The following is a 15,125-nucleotide window of genomic DNA, read 5'->3' as shown; positions in this document are numbered from 1 at the left end:
GTGAAGAAAATAACAATGAAAAGCAGGAGTAACGCCAATGCAAGCAATTGACTTTTATATGGTAGATGCCTTCGCAGACGCAACGTTTGGCGGCAACGCGGCGGCGGTTTGCCCGCTCAGCGAATGGTTGCCGGATGAAACGCTGCTGAAAATGTCGCAGCAGCATAATCAGTCGGAAACGGCTTTTTTCGTGACCACGGATGAGGGCTTTGAGCTGCGCTGGTTCACCACCCAGGGGGAGATCAACCTTTGCGGGCACGCTACGCTGGCGGCCTCCCACGTTATTTTCGAGCATCTGGATTACCCGGAGGCGACGATCCGTTTCAGCACGCGTTTTGTTGGCCCGCTGACCGTGACGCGTAGCGGTGAGTGGCTGACGCTGGATTTCCCGGCCTGGGAAACGCAGCCGATTGCGCCGCTGCCGGAACTGCTAGCGACGCTTGGCATCAGCGAGTGTAAAGAGCTGCGAGTCGGGCGTGATTATATGGTGGTGCTGGAAAGCCAGGCGCAGGTTGAGGCTATTCAACCCGATATCAACGCCATGATCCCGCTGGAAAAAATGGTCTGTATTACCGCCGCAGGTGAAGGCGAGTATGACTTTGTTAGCCGTTTCTTTTGCCCGGGGGAATCGGTGCCGGAAGACCCCGTCACCGGTTCAACCCACAGCATGCTGATCCCTTACTGGGCGGATAAGCTGAATAAAACGCATCTGCTGGCGCGGCAGGTTTCTTACCGCGGCGGCGATCTGCGCTGCCAGTACAAGGGCGACCGGGTGTTGATTGGCGGCAAGGCCGTGACCTATCTGGTGGGGAAAGTGCTGCTTCGCTAACTTTCCGGGCAAAATTCACCGGGATTAGTGAATGCAGTTCATAAAGGCTGGCACGTCGGAAGCGATTATTAAGCAATCCGTCCGTGCCAGCCTTTATTGCATTCCATTATTCAGGAGAAAAACATGCCTTATTCCCTGGGTGTTATTGTCGTTATCGACAGCGGACAGATTGCCCAGGCAATAGCTGTAGCAACCAGTATTTATATTCTTAACCCACAGAATGCAGACCACTTAATAATGAGGCGGAGATGAGTTCACAAAAAGGTCATTTATTGAGATCTGCCTTAATCTTACCTGGTACAGAATATAATCCGCTTAATTTCTATTAAGCAGGGGACCAAATGCCTTTTCAAACGAGGGTAGCGGAACCTGAGTCAGTTCGATGACACTACAAGTTGTTCCAAAACAGTCCACCAGAATTTCGGGAAAGAGTTTTTCCTTAATTTTTTTACTTAAGACAGCGTTAGCCATACGGACACTAAAATGAAGTGGTGCATAAATCATCCTTAGGCGTTCTAGTAAATGCGGACTATGTTGCCCGACGAAGTACACTTTTCCTCGTCCAGGAATGAGAAGGTTTTTCACGTTTATCGCCACTTGAAGCTCTGCTAATGCAATGTTTTCAAAATAGATTTCATCAAATTTGCCCATGTAACTAAAATTAACTGTTTTCGTGATATCGGCCACAAAATCAGGTCGAATACCAGGATCAATATCCAGAGTGTATTCAGTTATATGATTATGCGGTACAACAAGGTCTTCCCTGTATCCTTTCCCACATCCAATAATTAAACAGCGTGGATGAGTTGTTTTAAACATTTCTTATTACCTCGAGTTGACGTTGCTCGCAATTTTTTAAGAATCAGCCACTCACGGCCAGGTTAAAAAAATTACTGAGCAATAATTTAATTATTAATTGCATCTTAACCACGCGACCCAACTGCTCAAATGTTACGTATTCTAAGTGCTGGGTTATCTATTTAACTGCAATATCATTGCAGATCTTGCCTGCGGAAACCACAGTGTTTATTTTTTATTTTCAGCCAGGGTGGATTGTTGAAAATGAAATGCAGATTTAATCCTTTATAAATGCAAGTTACTGCAGATTGCCCTCCGCGTCGGCACCGGCAAACATATTTTGCTGGCCGATATCACGCCGGAAAATAGCAATGCTGCACAGCACTGCTTATTACAGATCGGTTTCCGGGGGAGTACCGCCCCCGTGGATGTTTGCTCGCGGGAATCTATTCAGCAACCTGTCGAGTCAGGCGTTTCCAGCAGAGAAATAAAAGCGTCAAGCTGGCGGGTTTTGGCGTCTCTGCGCCACAGCAGCCAGGTATCAAGATAGCGCTTATCCTCCGGCAGCGGCCAGGTGCTCACCTGATGGCTGCCCGGCATACTCTCCAGCATACTCCGTGGCATCAGCGCCAGGCCTGCGCCTGCAATGACGCAGGCCAGCATCCCGTGGTAAGACTCCATTTCGTGGATCTTGCCCGGCATAGCCTGGCTGTCGTGAAACCAGCTCTCAAAGTGACGGCGGTAGGAGCAGTTGGCCCGGAAAGCGTAAATACTTTCGCCGTTAACGTCGGCCCCGCTGAGAATAGGGGCATGATCCGCAGGTGCGACGATAGTCATTTCTTCACGGTACACCGCCACGCCTTCAAGAGAAGGATGCAGCACCGGGCCGTCAACAAAGGCGGCGGCGAGGCGGCCTTCGAGCACGCCGTCAATCTGGTCGCCGGAAGGCCCGGTGGTGAGAGAAAGGTGGATTTTCGGGTAACGCTGGTTAAAGTTTGCCAGCACGCCAGGAATGCGCACCGCCGCCGTACTTTCTAACGAACCCAGCGCCAGCGGGCCCTGGGGTTCATCGCCGGACACCACCATACGAGCCTCATCCACCAGCGCCAGAATGCGCTTGCTGTAGGCCAGGAAGCTGTGGCCGGATGGGGAGAGCTTCAGCCGCTGGTTCTCGCGGATGAACAGCGCCACGCCCAAGTCCGCTTCCAGCTGCTTGATGCGGGTCGTGAGGTTCGACGGGACACGGTGTACCTGCTGCGCGGCGGCGCTGATGCTGCCGGTTTCAGCGACGGCGTTAAACATTTCCAGCTGAGTGAGGTCCATGGCTTTCTCAAATCGTGAAGGGTTTGCTTAGTATTATTCATTTTTAAACTTTGTGCCTCAAGGCTACTGTTAACATCTCATTCACCTGTCGAGGCACCACCATGCAATCAGTAACCGGGCAAACCCACGCCATTTCACGCAATCCCGCTACCGGTGAGCGCATTGCGGTTTATCCTTTTGAGAACGCCGCCCAGATTGATGCCGCGCTGGCCCGTAACCAGCAGGCTTTTAACGCCTGGCGCGTTACCCCGCTTAACGAACGTGCGCAGAAGCTGCGTGATTTGGGCGAGGCGGTGCGTAAACACGGCGAAGTAATGGCACAAATGATTACCGCCGAGATGGGCAAGCCTATTTTGCAGGCGCGCGCTGAAGTGGCGAAGTCCGCTAACCTTTGCGACTGGTATGCCGGGCACGGCCCGGCCATGCTGGGGGCAGAAGCGACTCAGGTTGAACACAATAAGGCCGTGATTGAATACCGTCCGCTGGGGCCGATCCTGGCGGTAATGCCGTGGAACTTCCCGCTGTGGCAGGTGCTGCGTGGGGCGGTGCCGATTCTGCTGGCCGGTAACAGCTATATTCTGAAACATGCGCCAAACGTGATGGGCTGCGCCGAACTCATTCGGCAGATGTTTGTTGACGCGGGCTTTGTGCCTTCTTTGTTCGAACTGCTTAACGTGGCACCGGAAGGGGTCAGCCAGGCGATTAACGACCCGCGCGTGGCCGCCGTCACCGTGACCGGCAGCGGCAGAGCAGGTGCTGCGATTGGTGCCCAGGCAGGTGCCGCGCTGAAAAAATGCGTGCTGGAGCTGGGCGGGTCCGATCCGTTTATCGTGCTGAATGATGCCGATCTCGACGAAGCCGTGAAGGCCGCCGTGGCCGGGCGCTTCCAGAACACAGGGCAGGTTTGTGCCGCCGCGAAACGCTTTATCGTTGAAGAGGGAATTGCCGCCGCCTTTACCGACCGCTTTATTGCCGAACTGAAAAACTATGAGGTTGGTACGCCGCAGGAAGAAGCTAATCGCATTGGGCCGATGGCACGCTACGATCTGCGTGATGAGCTGCATGAACAAGTGACAACGTCACTTAAACAGGGCGCAAAACTGCTGATCGGCGGGGATAAACTGCCTGGCGAGGGCAACTACTATGCGCCGACCGTGCTCACTAATGTCACGCCAGAGATGGCCGCGTTCCGCCAGGAGCTGTTTGGCCCGGTGGCCGCGATTACCGTCGCGCGCGACAGCGAACATGCCCTTGAGCTGGCAAACGACAGCGATTATGGCCTGTCCGCGACGGTTTATACCACGAATGAACAGCTGGCGCTGGAGATGGCGGCACGCCTCGAATGCGGCGGGGTATTTATCAACGGCTATAGCGCCAGCGATCCGCGCGTGGCGTTTGGCGGGGTGAAAAAGAGCGGGTTTGGCCGCGAGCTTTCCCATTTCGGGCTGCATGAGTTCTGTAATATTCAGACCGTGTGGAAAGACCGGCGCTAGCTTAGCCCACCTGACGTCGGTTTGCCGGGGAGGAATAATGCTTGTTTTCCCCGGTAAGGGCAGACGTTATGCTGGTTTATGCCCGCGCAATCAGTAAAAAGTAAGGCCGCCGTGAAGGTGGCCTTGTTTGTCATGAGAATGAAATAATTCTGTCATTTTCGCTCAGTACACTCGCGGCATCGTTGTGTTACTGAAGAAAATCATGAACATAAGTCAAATTTTTCGCCGTTTAAATCCCTTCAGGTTGCTTGCCCGTCGCCCTCGTGAGTTCGGGCTGCTGAGCGGGGTGGTTGGCGTTATAGCACTCTTTTCCGTGCTACAAATTCTCTCCACCGTGTCCCTGTCCAACATCCTGCACGAAACCCGCCAGAGCGTCCTCGAAAATAACCAGCTTCATCAGCAGCAGGTGGTCATGGAGAAGGCGAGAACCTCGCTGCTGATGACCAGTGACCTGCTGAACCGGGCGGGCGTTTACTTTATGCAGGACAAAGAGACCGGGTCGGTCGGCAGCTGGAACAGCCTGGTGGATGAGGCCGACGCCGCCCTGAAAGTTTCGCAGCAGAATTTTGCCGCCTGGCAGCAACTTCACCCGGCGGGCAGCGAGAGCCTGGCCAACAGCTATCAGCTGTTCTTCGGCGGATTGAAAGAACAGCTGGAAGGGATGCAAAAGAAGGCCTCCATCGATGCTTTCTTTGAAGTGCCGATTCAGGCTTTCCAGTCCGATTTCAACGAGCAGTACGCGCGCTATCAGACCGAAGGCGAGAAGCAAACAGCTGCGGCCAGCCACACATTGCTGGGCAGCCTGAGTCAGGCGCAAACGCTGTTTATTATCGCGCTGGGTATATTACTGGTCGTGGCGATTGCCGTCTGGCTGGGCGTGGCTCGCTGGGTGATTCGCCCGCTGCGCAGCCTTATCGAACATTTACATATTCTGGCCGCCGGCGATCTGTCGCGGCTCCCCGCTGAGCGAAAACTGGTTAACCGCGAGGTGAAACAGCTGCACGGCAGCGTACTGGAAATGCAGCAGGGCATTCAGCAACTGGTGCAAGAGGTGCGGGAATCCTCGGCCATCCTGTTAAGCAATATTGGCCAGCTTGCGGAAGGGAATAACGAGCTGTCTAGCCACTCTTCACAGCAGGAGCAGGAGCTGGAGAAAGTCACGCTGCATATCACCGAGCTGGAATCCCGCGTGCAGGAAAACAGCCAGTACGCTATTCAGGCGAACCAGCGCGCGGACGAAGCGCGTGAGATGGTGGCCGGCGGCGACCAGATGATGCACACGGTGAATACGTCGATGCAGGATATTGTGACCCGTTCCTCTGAGATGCGCGGCATTGTGGCGATGATTGATAACGTCGCTTTCCAGACCAATATTCTGGCGCTAAACGCCGCCATTGAGGCGGCTCATGCGGGCAACCAGGGGCGAGGTTTTGCGGTGGTGGCACGTGAAGTTGGCCTGCTGGCGAAACAGAGTAGTCAGTCGACCAGAAATATTCAGTCGTTGATAAATAACTCGCTGCAGGGTATTGAGCAAGGCAGCGAAGCCGTCTCAGAGCTGGAGACGCAGTTGAAGAATGTGATTGCCCTGGTGACCCGCCTGAGCGGGCTGCTGAATGAAATTTCCAGCGCCTCCGTTGACCAGGGCGCCAGCGTGCATCACGTCACGGCGCGGATCACCACGCTTAATCAGGCGGTGAGCCAGACCGGGCTGCTGATTAAGGCCTCGGCTAATACCTCAAAACGTTTGCTGGATGAGTCCCAACGCCTTGAAAAAGCGGTCGCTCGCTTTCAAATGACCGCCTGAGTTCGTCTTATTATCGGCCCGTGGCTCTGGTATACTTTCGCCGCTTAACATATGCCTCAGGAGCGCACGGTGCCGGTTCAATTAAACAATCAGTTACTGGAAGAGATCCTCGACCAGGTTCGCCCTTTGCTGGGTCAAGGAAAGGTCGCGAATTATATTCCGGCGCTGGAAGAGGTTTCCGGCAATAAGCTCGGGATTGCTATTTGTACCGTGGACGGAGAGTTCTTCAGCGCCGGGGATGCGTCAGAGCGTTTTTCTATTCAGTCTATCTCTAAAGTGCTGAGCCTGACGCTGGCGATGGGTCGCTATGATGAAGCTGAAATCTGGCAGCGCGTTGGCAAAGAGCCGTCCGGCCAGCCGTTTAACTCTCTGTTACAGCTTGAGCTTGAGCAGGGCAAACCCCGCAATCCGTTTATTAATGCCGGTGCGCTGGTGGTCTGTGACATGCTGCAAACCCGCCTCAGCGCGCCCAAACAGCGGATGCTGGAAGTCGTGCGGGCGCTCTCCGGTGCCGACGATCTAGTCTATAACACACGCGTCGCGCGGTCTGAATTTGAACATTCGGCACGCAATGCCGCGATTGCCTGGCTGATGAAGTCATTTGGTAATTTTGAGAATGATGTCATTACGGTGCTGCAAACCTATTTCCATTACTGTGCGCTGGAAATGAGTTGTCTGGAGTTAGCCAAAACGTTTTTATTTCTGGCCAATCAGGGGCGGGCTCTGCACATTGCTGAACCGGTGATCTCTGCTCAACACGCTCGGCAGATTAATGCGCTGATGATCACCAGCGGCATGTATGACGGCGCGGGGGAATTTGCCTATCGCGTGGGGTTACCGGGGAAATCGGGCGTGGGTGGCGGGATTATCGCCAACGTACCGAATGAAATGTCTATTGCCGTGTGGTGTCCGGAGCTGGATGCTTCCGGTAACTCACTGGCCGGGACGGCCGCGCTGGAAATTCTCTCTCAGCGCATCGGGCGCTCTATTTTTTAACCGACGCAGTTATTGCAGTAATAATAATCCCGGTATGCGCAACCATAGCACGCCAACCAGGCTAACGGTGGCCAGCACGGCCAGCATTATGGCGGTAATGATGAGTCGTTCCGCCCAGGGTGTTTTACGCATTTCAGCTCCGGGAAATCTTACGTTTATGGACTATAAGGCAACGACGTTAAACATCGGTTAAACCTGAGGCTGCTAATTATTCCCCGGCAATAAGTCTGAATTTTTAGCCACAAAGCCTGCCGTTGACAAAAGGCGGGGGAGAAGGTGGCAAAAATTTTACTTATGGCTGATAGTTCATGCGGAACGCTGGCGAGTTGAGTGAATTTTCTTCTTTCTCTCAATGCCCTGGATTGTTAGCGGGATAAACATGCTAAGCTAATGCTTATTTTCGCAATCACCTGATGGCGCTATTTATTTTCAGCGGTGATGAATAGATATGAACCAGGATAGCATGGTTAATCGACCTAAGTTTTCATTCTTTTCCCCCGATAAAATGCTGTTAAATGCGATCAGTGTTTTTGCGCTTACCACGCTATTTTACTTCTTTGGCGCTTCGCTTCGGCTGGTTAACGATCTTTCGCTATTCTGGCCGCTGAATGCGGTGCTGGTCGCCATCTTTGTGCGTAATCCGTGGCTGAACAAAGCCATTTATTATTTTATTTGCTATGCGGCAATGCTGGTTTATGACGCCTTTACCACCCAGTGGGGCTGGCAGTCTACGATCATCAACTTTTCAAATATGGTGTTTATTGTCACCGCCGCCCGTTTATTGCTGCGCTATTCGCGCAATATGGATGAGAGTAACTGGGCGCTAAATGCGTTTAATATTTTTAACTTTTCTCTGATTGCCGCCATATTATCTTCATTATTTGGCGCGGTAGGATCGCTGGGGATAAGCGGCGATTACCATGAAAAGTTTATGCCGCTCTATGCTGACTGGGTGAGCGAGCAGTTTTCAACCGGCGTGCTGATGCTGCCCTGTTTGCTGACCGCCAGCTGGCCTTCCTGGCGGAAACTGACCGGTATCGTGCCGTCAGACATGTATCCGTTTTTTTCCGTGGTGATTGCAGTCTGCACGGCGATGATTATCGGCGGGGCGGGCAGCCTGGCGTTTCCGCTCCCTGCGCTTATCTGGTGCGCCATTCGCTACCCCCTGCCGGTTACTGCGCTGCTGACGCTGATTACCGGCGGGGTGGAAATTGTGCTGGTGGCCCACGCGGCAATTAATCTCCATTCCGAACAACCGCTGCTGCTGGTCGATCAGATGTTCTCGGCGCGCCTGGGCATTGCCACTATCGCGATTTGCCCCCTGATTGTTTCCATCAGCGTGGATGCCATTAATCAGCTGATTAAGCAGACTTCGCTGCGTGCCGACTATGATTACCTGACGGGCGTTTATTCCCGCTCCGGGCTGTTTGAAGCACTCAAGCGCAGTGGGCGACATCAACCAACCCCGCAAGAGCCGCTGCTGTGCGTGATGCTGCTGGATATTGATTTTTTCAAACGAATCAATGACAGCTGGGGCCACGAATGCGGGGATACCGTGCTGGCCTCTTTCGCCAGCAGAGTGCTGGACACCGTAGGTGAGCGAGGAATGGTGGCGCGCATCGGCGGGGAAGAGTTTGTGGTGGTGTGCCGGGTTCGGGATAACCAGCAGGGTTTTGAGATTGCCGAGCAGATCCGCAAAACGATTGAAGTCAGTACTTTTCACTACGAAGAACAATCGCTCTTTATCACCGTCAGTATTGGCCTGGCTGAGGCGGCGCTGGGTAATAACACGCTGGAAGCAACCTTTAATCAGCTTATTCCCGAAGCGGATAAGTATTTGTATTTATCGAAGCGGCAGGGGCGCAATAAAACCAGCGCGAGTAGCTTCCACGCCGAAGTGTTTCCGGCCTCGCACATGCGTGATTCTTAATAGCCATGTTCACTTCGGATCCTTTATTATCGCGTAGTATGCCCGTGCAGTTTGTCGTGGCTGGTTCGTTTGCCTGAGATAGTTATGCGTACACCCGATCCTCACAAAAATGCCAGAACTCACGGCGCTCGCTTCGTTAATCGCATGTATATCATGCGTATGCTGGGGACGTTTCTGTGCTTCTTGCCCCTCTTTTCGGTACTGAATGAGCAGCAGTCCTCTGTGCCAGTTATGGCGCTGTTGGTCGTTAACGCTTTTGTCTGGCCGCACGTGGCGCTGTTAAAAGCGCGCTTTTCTGCTTCTCCCGTCAAGAGTGAAAAACAAAACCTGGTGATCGACGCGGCAGCCGGGGGCTTCTGGATTGCGATGATATCGCTCAGCGCGCTGCCGTCGGTAGTGATTATCACCATTCTGGTTTCCGACCGGCTGGCCGCCGGGGGAAAACCGCTGATGAAACGAGCGATGCTGGCAATCTTGCTTGCGTTTGGGCTGACCTGGATAAGCCACGGGATGCCGTTTAGTCCGGCGGTTTCTGCCCGGACAATGTACGCCACGCTGCCGCTGATTGCCGTTTACACTATCGCGCTCAGTATGCTGACGGCTTCGATAGCGCTGAAGCTGCGGGAAAAGAGCCGCGAGCTGGAAAACATTGCCATGATGGATCCCCTGCTGGGGATTGCCAACCGCCGCCTGCTGGAACGAAAAATCAGTAATGAGCTGGCGCGGCTGCGCATTGCCTGCGGCAGTTCGGCGCTGATGTTTATCGACATAGACAATTTCAAAGAAGTGAATGACCGTTTCGGGCATAAAGTGGGGGACGCCATTCTGATGGCGGTGTCCGACGTGCTGCGGATTGTCGCTCGCTCCAGCGACACGCCGGCACGCCTTGGCGGGGACGAGTTTGTGGTCCTGATGCCGAATACATCCCTGGAGGAAGCCGAAGGTATTGCCCAGCGGATCCTGCTGGAGTCCATTAATGTTCGAGTCCTGCCTGAAAAAAATGCGTTCTGCACCCTGAGTATCGGGATTGCCTGTGCGACAAAACAGATGCCGGATGCCGCCGAATGGTTAAAAGCGGCAGATGATGCACTCTATAACGCTAAACGTGCCGGGAAAAACCGCATTTACGCCGCCTGAGTAATGATCATCTAAACTGTAAGCAGACCCTATGATGAGTCTGCACCGGAGGATGAGATGCTCGATACCACCCTGACCGACGAGCTGACGGGCCTGCTGAACCGTCAAGGCCTTATGTTTTTGGGGCAATACGCCACGGGGAGCGCTAACCGCCGGGCTGAGCCGCTTTCTCTGGTATTTATCCACCTTGACGGGATGGCGCAGATTAACGACAGTTTGGGCCATGAGCAGGGCGATCGTGCGCTGGTCGCTTTCTCAGAACTTATGCGTTCTTCTTTCCGTGAAACGGATCTGATCGCCAGGCCGGGCGGCGATGAGTTTGTTCTGCTTTTTAACGGGACGAATGAAGAAGGGGCATTTATCGCCATGCAGCACCTGCAGGGCAAAGTGACCGATTTTAATCAGCGAGCAGATAATCGCTGGATGCTCTTCTTTCGCTGGGGATGCGCGGAGTACGACCCGCAGCGGCATCTCAGCTTTGAGGATGTGATAGCTGAAGCCGGCCAGGCTGGGGCAGCGGGCAGGATAAAATCATGAAAAGCTACAGACGATCGGTGTAATCATAATTCCTTATAGTGGAATGGAATTAACATCCTGAGTGGATATCTCCTCTGATGCGCTTTCATTGGCTGCAGCAAGGGGACAGTCTATTCTGGAACGAAAACCGCATCCTCCCAAACCGCCCATCCATATCTTTTCTGAATAGTGGGTTTCTGAGTTACCGGGTAAGCTGGTCTATTCTTATGTCCGGTAATATTCCGACATAACTTTTAACCACTGTTCAGGAGTCGCTGTGCCCGAGTATCGTATTCGTTCCCTGAAGGCCTGTGAATTTGCTGCCGCAACCGCATCATTAACGGATGTACTGATTGATTGTGTGGCTGGTGGGGCTTCGGTCAGCTTTTTACATCCTTTGGCGCCGGAAAAGGCCGCGGCGTTTTGGGGGGAGGTTGGCCAGAGCGTGGCGCGGGGAGAACGCACGCTGATTGTGGCGGAAGATGGGCAGGGGCGCATTGTGGGCACCGTGCAGCTGATCACCAGCCAGCCGGAAAATCAGCCGCACCGGGCCGATGTGGCCAAACTTCTGGTTCACCGCGTGGCGCGGCGGAAAGGCATTGCCCAGCGCCTGATGGCTTATCTGGAAGCCGTTGCCACCACGCAGGGAAAATCAGTTCTGGTACTGGACACCGCAACCGGCAGCGATGCGGAGATATTCTACCAGGGCATGGGCTGGCAGCGCGTGGGGGATCTCCCTCATTATGCGTTAATGCCGGACGGCAGCCCGTGCTCCACGACGTTCTACTACCGTAATTTATGATGCTATAAGTGACGGTGTCACTTATTCGATGCGTTTATGCTGACTCAGGCATGATATAGTGCCTGCAATATGGCAGTTGCAGGCATTCAGTATGGAAAACGCAGCCCTCTGGTTCCGGCAGTTTGGCGAACCTGAACAGGTCTTAACCCTCGAACAAACGCCGCTGGCGCCGTTTATCTCCGGCACGCTCCGGGTGCGCATGCACTACGCGCCCGTCAATCCCTCGGATCTTATTCCCGTTACCGGGGCTTATCGCCACCGGGTATTTCCGCCGCGTATTGCCGGGTACGAAGGCGTCGGCATTGTTGAGCAGGCGGATTCTCCGGAGTGGATTGGCAGGCGTGTGCTACCTCTGCGCGGGGAAGGCACCTGGCAGCGATGGGTTGACTGCCCGATTCAGTGGGCCGTGCCTGTGCCGGACAGCGTTCCGGATGAGCTTGCGGCGCGCGGATATATCAATCCTCTGGCGGCCTGGTTAATGCTGAAAAAGTGGCCCGTGGTGGGAAAAAGCGTGCTGGTCACGGCGGCAGGATCAACGTGTGCTGGTTTACTGGCGCAGTGGGCCAAAAGGCAGGGCGCCACGGAAGTCTATGGTGTTTACCGCTCGGCACAGCGTCTTCCGGCGTTGCTTAAATCCGGCATTATCCCGCTGAGCGGGGATGACGAGCATCGCATTGCCGAAGCTGCTGGAAAAGTTGACGTTGTGTTTGACGCCGTGGGCGGTGAGTTAGCCACATTGATGCTCGATCACCTTAATCCGAATGCCGAGTTGGTTTCTTACGGTTTGCTGAGCGGGAAGGCGTTCTCTCCGCGCGGAAAGAACATTACCGCGCAGCGATTTCATCTGCGCGATACGCTGGCGGTCACGCCGGTTGCAGAATGGCAGGGCTGGTTTATCTCACTCTGGGAACTGTTGCTACAAACGCAGCAGCCCGATGCGGCGGTGTATGCGCTGGAGGAGTGGCGGCAGGCGCTGGCGCTGTTCCGTGAACCTGGCCGCCAGCGTAAACCGTTGCTAAAACTGTAGGCGTTATTTATCCCCGAGGATGGTATTCAGCGTTTCGGCATCCGGCATGCCCTGATGCTGCTGCAGGCGGCCTTCGGCATTCAGGTAGTATATTGAGGGCGTGGCATTGCCGCCGAGATCGTCCATCAGCGTCAGGTTATCTTTTAGGGCCTCCCCGATAACCGGATCTATTTTCTCCGGTTTTTGCAGCGCCAGCTTACCTTTGCTGTTCTCATAGTCGGCGAGCGTTTTGGCCGGATCTTTCGACATCAGAATTGCCGCCGCTTTTTGACCGCTGTCCGGGCGCAGCATCCCGACGAGCAGCACCCGGAGCTGAACTTTACCCGACTTTATCCATGGCTGAGCCTGCTCCCAGAACTGGGTGCAGTACGGGCAGTATGGATCGGCAAACACGTAGACAATGCGCGGGGCTTTTTCGCTTCCGGCGGCTATCCAGCGGTGTTTCTCAAGGTTTTGCCACATGGCTTTGGCCATCGGCGCATAGACAAATTTCTCCACTTCCGCGTCGCTGAGGTTTTTCCCTTCGGCATCGACCATGTTGCCCATAATGGCGTGCTGTTTATCCGGCGTCAGGTATACGATGGTGCCTTGCCCCTGATACTGCATGGCATAAGCCTGCAGGTCGCCCGGTGCTTTAAATTCCCCTTTCAGCTCGAAGCCTTGCTTTTCCAGAGCAGCTATCGGCGCAGGCAGTTCAGCGCCAGCGGCAAAGGCCGACGCGTTAAAAAGCAGGGCCAGAGAAACGGACAGGGCAGATATTTTTTTCATCGAGCGGTCCTTAATTAAATGCTATTTTCTTCAAAGGGTAACATTCCTTTTTGCGTTAAGTCATCAGACTCATTTTCCTTTACGTAACGGAGCATTTCGGAGGTCAGAGAATGACGGTCAGACGAGCCACGCTCAATGAAGCTCAGGCGCTGTGGACAATAAGAAACGAGGCCATTCGCTTTGGCTGTCGGGAAACTTATCCAGAAGATGTGCTGGCCGCATGGACGCCAGATGAGATGCCCGAGGGTTACCGAAATGAAATCGTGAATAATCCTTTTTTTGTGGCGGATAATGAAAACGGCGAGCCGGTCGCCACGGGATTTTTGGATTTGAAAAACGGTTCGGTTGAGGCCATTTTTACCCTGCCGGCCTGGACGGGCCGGGGGCTGGCCAAACAGATCCTTCAGGCCATCAAACAGGAAGCGAGATCGAGGGGAATGAGCAGGCTGACGCTTTCCTCCACGCCAAACGCCCGCGATTTTTATCTGACGCAGGGATTTCGCGTGGTGAAAGAGGGGCTTTATCCTATGTCGCGCGGCGGCACACTGCTGCGCTGCTATGAGATGGTCTGTGAGCTGGATCCTGACATGTGAAAGGTGCCTGAATGAACGATCGCATCGATTACCAGATTGAAAAGTACAGTTTCACCGAAATAGAAGAGCCGCCCCGCCTCAGCCGCCAGTGGGAGGAAGTCAGGCAGGAGTTCCAGAGAGAGCCTCAGGACGCGGAGCAGCGCCTGCGCCTGGCGTTGCTGAACGTGGATTACGTGACCAGTTTCGAACTGCCTTTTAGGCTGCTGCTTCTGCGGGCGCCGCAGCTGATCGACAAGCTGCGCGGTGAGCTTCAACTGAGCCAGAAAACTGTGGTCATTAACGACAACAAGCGCGGAGAAGTCTACAGCATAAAAGACGATCTCAGCGCCGTGCCGGACGCCTTCCGCTATCGTTTCTCGAATCGTATACGCAGAATCGATCCGGGCGGTACGCCCGCGACGGCCTGGCAGCAGATCGCGCTGCAGGTCAGAAATCCGAGGGATCGGCTGAAAGTCGCCCTGGAAGGCGGGCTTCAGGTCAACGCTCTCGACGGTTTGTTTTGGTTTGGGCTGCAGCGCATTGCCGCCGATATCTCAGTGCTGAGGCAGTCCGGGATGCCGATTATCACGACAGAACGCACGGTCTTCGACAGCCTGACGGGAACGACCCGCCCCATTCCTGCCTACAGTTTGTAGCCTGAAATCGCACGGTGAGGAAAATGATGGCAAAGGAATACCTTTAAGGTTGAGCGAACATCAGAACAGGAAAAAATGATGAACTTCAGCCATATGCGTATTGCCCGTCCGGTGAGCAGTCTTGAAAGAAGCCGGGAGCTGTACTGCGAGGGACTTGGTCTTCAGCAAATAGCACAATTTAGCGATCACGACGGTTTCAGCGGCGTGATGCTGGGAGGTCCGTCGCTGGGCTGGCATCTGGAATTTACGGTCTGCCAGCATCATCTCATTACTCCCCGACCTACCGAAGATGACTTACTGGTGCTTTATGTGCCCGATCGTGTCGAATGGGAGGCCTTCTGCGCCAGAATGGTGACAGCCGGTTTTACCCGGCTGGGTGCATTCAACCCTTATTGGGACGTGAAGGGGGCTACTTTTATCGATCCCGATGGTTATCGGGTGGTTTTGCAGAAGAGCGACTGGTCACTTTAGTCA

16 protein-coding genes are annotated in these 15,125 nt (G+C 54.3%); 12 read left to right on the top strand and 4 right to left on the bottom strand.

Annotation, left to right across the window (positions count from 1 at the left end; translation table 11 throughout):
* Nucleotides 1-37: 37 nt before the first annotated feature.
* Nucleotides 38-829, top strand: a complete 792-nt coding sequence (locus tag F3J28_RS06570; RefSeq protein ID WP_166873997.1) for a PhzF family phenazine biosynthesis protein — start codon at nucleotides 38-40, stop codon at nucleotides 827-829.
* Nucleotides 830-1,144: 315 nt separating this feature from the next.
* On the opposite strand, the gene F3J28_RS06565 is transcribed toward F3J28_RS06570, so the two are convergent.
* Entirely contained in the window at nucleotides 1,145-1,648 is a 504-nt protein-coding gene (locus F3J28_RS06565) for a hypothetical protein (RefSeq protein WP_166873994.1), read from the bottom strand.
* 429 nt (nucleotides 1,649-2,077) lie between these two features.
* Nucleotides 2,078-2,950, bottom strand: coding sequence for a putrescine utilization regulator PtrR (gene ptrR, locus F3J28_RS06560; protein WP_166873991.1), 873 nt, complete (start codon nucleotides 2,948-2,950; stop codon nucleotides 2,078-2,080).
* Between the two features lie 101 nt (nucleotides 2,951-3,051).
* On the opposite strand from ptrR, the gene F3J28_RS06555 reads away from it, so the two are divergent.
* The 3 genes from F3J28_RS06555 (at nucleotide 3,052) to glsB (ending at nucleotide 7,243) form a co-directional block, all read left to right on the top strand.
* Nucleotides 3,052-4,443: an aldehyde dehydrogenase family protein gene (locus tag F3J28_RS06555; RefSeq protein WP_166873989.1), complete on the top strand. Its 1,392-nt coding sequence runs from the start codon at nucleotides 3,052-3,054 to the stop codon at nucleotides 4,441-4,443.
* 202 nt (nucleotides 4,444-4,645) lie between these two features.
* The gene (locus F3J28_RS06550; protein ID WP_166873986.1) at nucleotides 4,646-6,247 is read left to right on the top strand and encodes a methyl-accepting chemotaxis protein; all 1,602 of its coding nucleotides are present in this window, start codon (nucleotides 4,646-4,648) and stop codon (nucleotides 6,245-6,247) included.
* 69 nt (nucleotides 6,248-6,316) lie between these two features.
* Nucleotides 6,317-7,243 carry a glutaminase B gene (glsB, locus tag F3J28_RS06545; RefSeq protein ID WP_008459016.1) on the top strand — a complete coding sequence of 309 codons (927 nt, stop codon included), beginning with the start codon at nucleotides 6,317-6,319 and terminating at the stop codon, nucleotides 7,241-7,243.
* A 9-nt stretch (nucleotides 7,244-7,252) separates the two neighbouring features.
* Here the strand turns inward: glsB and F3J28_RS22450 are convergent, their stop codons facing one another.
* A complete protein-coding gene (locus tag F3J28_RS22450) occupies nucleotides 7,253-7,375 on the bottom strand; it encodes a hypothetical protein (protein ID WP_254902675.1) in 123 nt (40 codons plus the stop codon).
* 316 nt (nucleotides 7,376-7,691) lie between these two features.
* On the opposite strand from F3J28_RS22450, the gene F3J28_RS06540 reads away from it, so the two are divergent.
* From F3J28_RS06540 to F3J28_RS06520, 5 genes are all read left to right on the top strand, one after another.
* Nucleotides 7,692-9,173, top strand: coding sequence for a GGDEF domain-containing protein (locus F3J28_RS06540; protein ID WP_166873983.1), 1,482 nt, complete (start codon nucleotides 7,692-7,694; stop codon nucleotides 9,171-9,173).
* Nucleotides 9,174-9,257: 84 nt separating this feature from the next.
* Nucleotides 9,258-10,310: a diguanylate cyclase gene (locus F3J28_RS06535; RefSeq protein ID WP_205247084.1), complete on the top strand. Its 1,053-nt coding sequence runs from the start codon at nucleotides 9,258-9,260 to the stop codon at nucleotides 10,308-10,310.
* Nucleotides 10,311-10,367: 57 nt separating this feature from the next.
* Nucleotides 10,368-10,847: a GGDEF domain-containing protein gene (locus tag F3J28_RS06530; RefSeq protein WP_166873980.1), complete on the top strand. Its 480-nt coding sequence runs from the start codon at nucleotides 10,368-10,370 to the stop codon at nucleotides 10,845-10,847.
* Between the two features lie 256 nt (nucleotides 10,848-11,103).
* Nucleotides 11,104-11,628 (top strand): GNAT family N-acetyltransferase, encoded by a 525-nt coding sequence (locus F3J28_RS06525; RefSeq protein WP_166873978.1) that lies wholly within the window; start codon nucleotides 11,104-11,106, stop codon nucleotides 11,626-11,628.
* A 91-nt stretch (nucleotides 11,629-11,719) separates the two neighbouring features.
* Nucleotides 11,720-12,655 (top strand): zinc-dependent alcohol dehydrogenase family protein, encoded by a 936-nt coding sequence (locus F3J28_RS06520; RefSeq protein ID WP_166873975.1) that lies wholly within the window; start codon nucleotides 11,720-11,722, stop codon nucleotides 12,653-12,655.
* 3 nt (nucleotides 12,656-12,658) lie between these two features.
* Here the strand turns inward: F3J28_RS06520 and dsbG are convergent, their stop codons facing one another.
* Nucleotides 12,659-13,405, bottom strand: coding sequence for a thiol:disulfide interchange protein DsbG (gene dsbG / locus F3J28_RS06515; RefSeq protein ID WP_502706897.1), 747 nt, complete (start codon nucleotides 13,403-13,405; stop codon nucleotides 12,659-12,661).
* A gap of 128 nt (nucleotides 13,406-13,533) precedes the next feature.
* Here dsbG and F3J28_RS06510 point away from each other — a divergent pair, with 128 nt between their 5' ends.
* The 3 genes from F3J28_RS06510 (at nucleotide 13,534) to F3J28_RS06500 (ending at nucleotide 15,122) form a co-directional block, all read left to right on the top strand.
* Nucleotides 13,534-14,016 carry a GNAT family N-acetyltransferase gene (locus tag F3J28_RS06510; RefSeq protein ID WP_166873970.1) on the top strand — a complete coding sequence of 161 codons (483 nt, stop codon included), beginning with the start codon at nucleotides 13,534-13,536 and terminating at the stop codon, nucleotides 14,014-14,016.
* An 11-nt stretch (nucleotides 14,017-14,027) separates the two neighbouring features.
* Nucleotides 14,028-14,651, top strand: a complete 624-nt coding sequence (locus F3J28_RS06505) for an ECs1377 family protein (RefSeq protein ID WP_166873965.1) — start codon at nucleotides 14,028-14,030, stop codon at nucleotides 14,649-14,651.
* A gap of 78 nt (nucleotides 14,652-14,729) precedes the next feature.
* Nucleotides 14,730-15,122 (top strand): VOC family protein, encoded by a 393-nt coding sequence (locus F3J28_RS06500; RefSeq protein ID WP_166874498.1) that lies wholly within the window; start codon nucleotides 14,730-14,732, stop codon nucleotides 15,120-15,122.
* Nucleotides 15,123-15,125: the final 3 nt, after the last annotated feature.

It is taken from the genome of Enterobacter sp. Ap-1006, assembly GCF_011752835.1.
Classification (GTDB): Bacteria; Pseudomonadota; Gammaproteobacteria; order Enterobacterales; family Enterobacteriaceae; genus Cedecea.
The sequence above is the reverse complement of the archived record's forward strand: the minus strand, read 5'-3'. Positions and strand labels throughout refer to the sequence as shown.

What these genes read in the sequence shown, in the direction of transcription:
- F3J28_RS06500 (WP_166874498.1), top strand. Translation starts at nt 14,730, where the DNA reads ATGAACTTCAGCCATATGCGTATTGCCCGTCCGGTGAGCAGTCTTGAA.
- ptrR (WP_166873991.1), bottom strand. Translation starts at nt 2,950, where the DNA reads ATGGACCTCACTCAGCTGGAAATGTTTAACGCCGTCGCTGAAACCGGC.
- F3J28_RS06535 (WP_205247084.1), top strand. Translation starts at nt 9,258, where the DNA reads ATGCGTACACCCGATCCTCACAAAAATGCCAGAACTCACGGCGCTCGC.
- F3J28_RS06530 (WP_166873980.1), top strand. Translation starts at nt 10,368, where the DNA reads ATGCTCGATACCACCCTGACCGACGAGCTGACGGGCCTGCTGAACCGT.
- F3J28_RS06520 (WP_166873975.1), top strand. Translation starts at nt 11,720, where the DNA reads ATGGAAAACGCAGCCCTCTGGTTCCGGCAGTTTGGCGAACCTGAACAG.
- F3J28_RS06550 (WP_166873986.1), top strand. Translation starts at nt 4,646, where the DNA reads ATGAACATAAGTCAAATTTTTCGCCGTTTAAATCCCTTCAGGTTGCTT.
- F3J28_RS06565 (WP_166873994.1), bottom strand. Translation starts at nt 1,648, where the DNA reads ATGTTTAAAACAACTCATCCACGCTGTTTAATTATTGGATGTGGGAAA.
- F3J28_RS06510 (WP_166873970.1), top strand. Translation starts at nt 13,534, where the DNA reads ATGACGGTCAGACGAGCCACGCTCAATGAAGCTCAGGCGCTGTGGACA.
- F3J28_RS06570 (WP_166873997.1), top strand. Translation starts at nt 38, where the DNA reads ATGCAAGCAATTGACTTTTATATGGTAGATGCCTTCGCAGACGCAACG.
- F3J28_RS22450 (WP_254902675.1), bottom strand. Translation starts at nt 7,375, where the DNA reads ATGCGTAAAACACCCTGGGCGGAACGACTCATCATTACCGCCATAATG.
- F3J28_RS06540 (WP_166873983.1), top strand. Translation starts at nt 7,692, where the DNA reads ATGAACCAGGATAGCATGGTTAATCGACCTAAGTTTTCATTCTTTTCC.
- F3J28_RS06555 (WP_166873989.1), top strand. Translation starts at nt 3,052, where the DNA reads ATGCAATCAGTAACCGGGCAAACCCACGCCATTTCACGCAATCCCGCT.
- F3J28_RS06505 (WP_166873965.1), top strand. Translation starts at nt 14,028, where the DNA reads ATGAACGATCGCATCGATTACCAGATTGAAAAGTACAGTTTCACCGAA.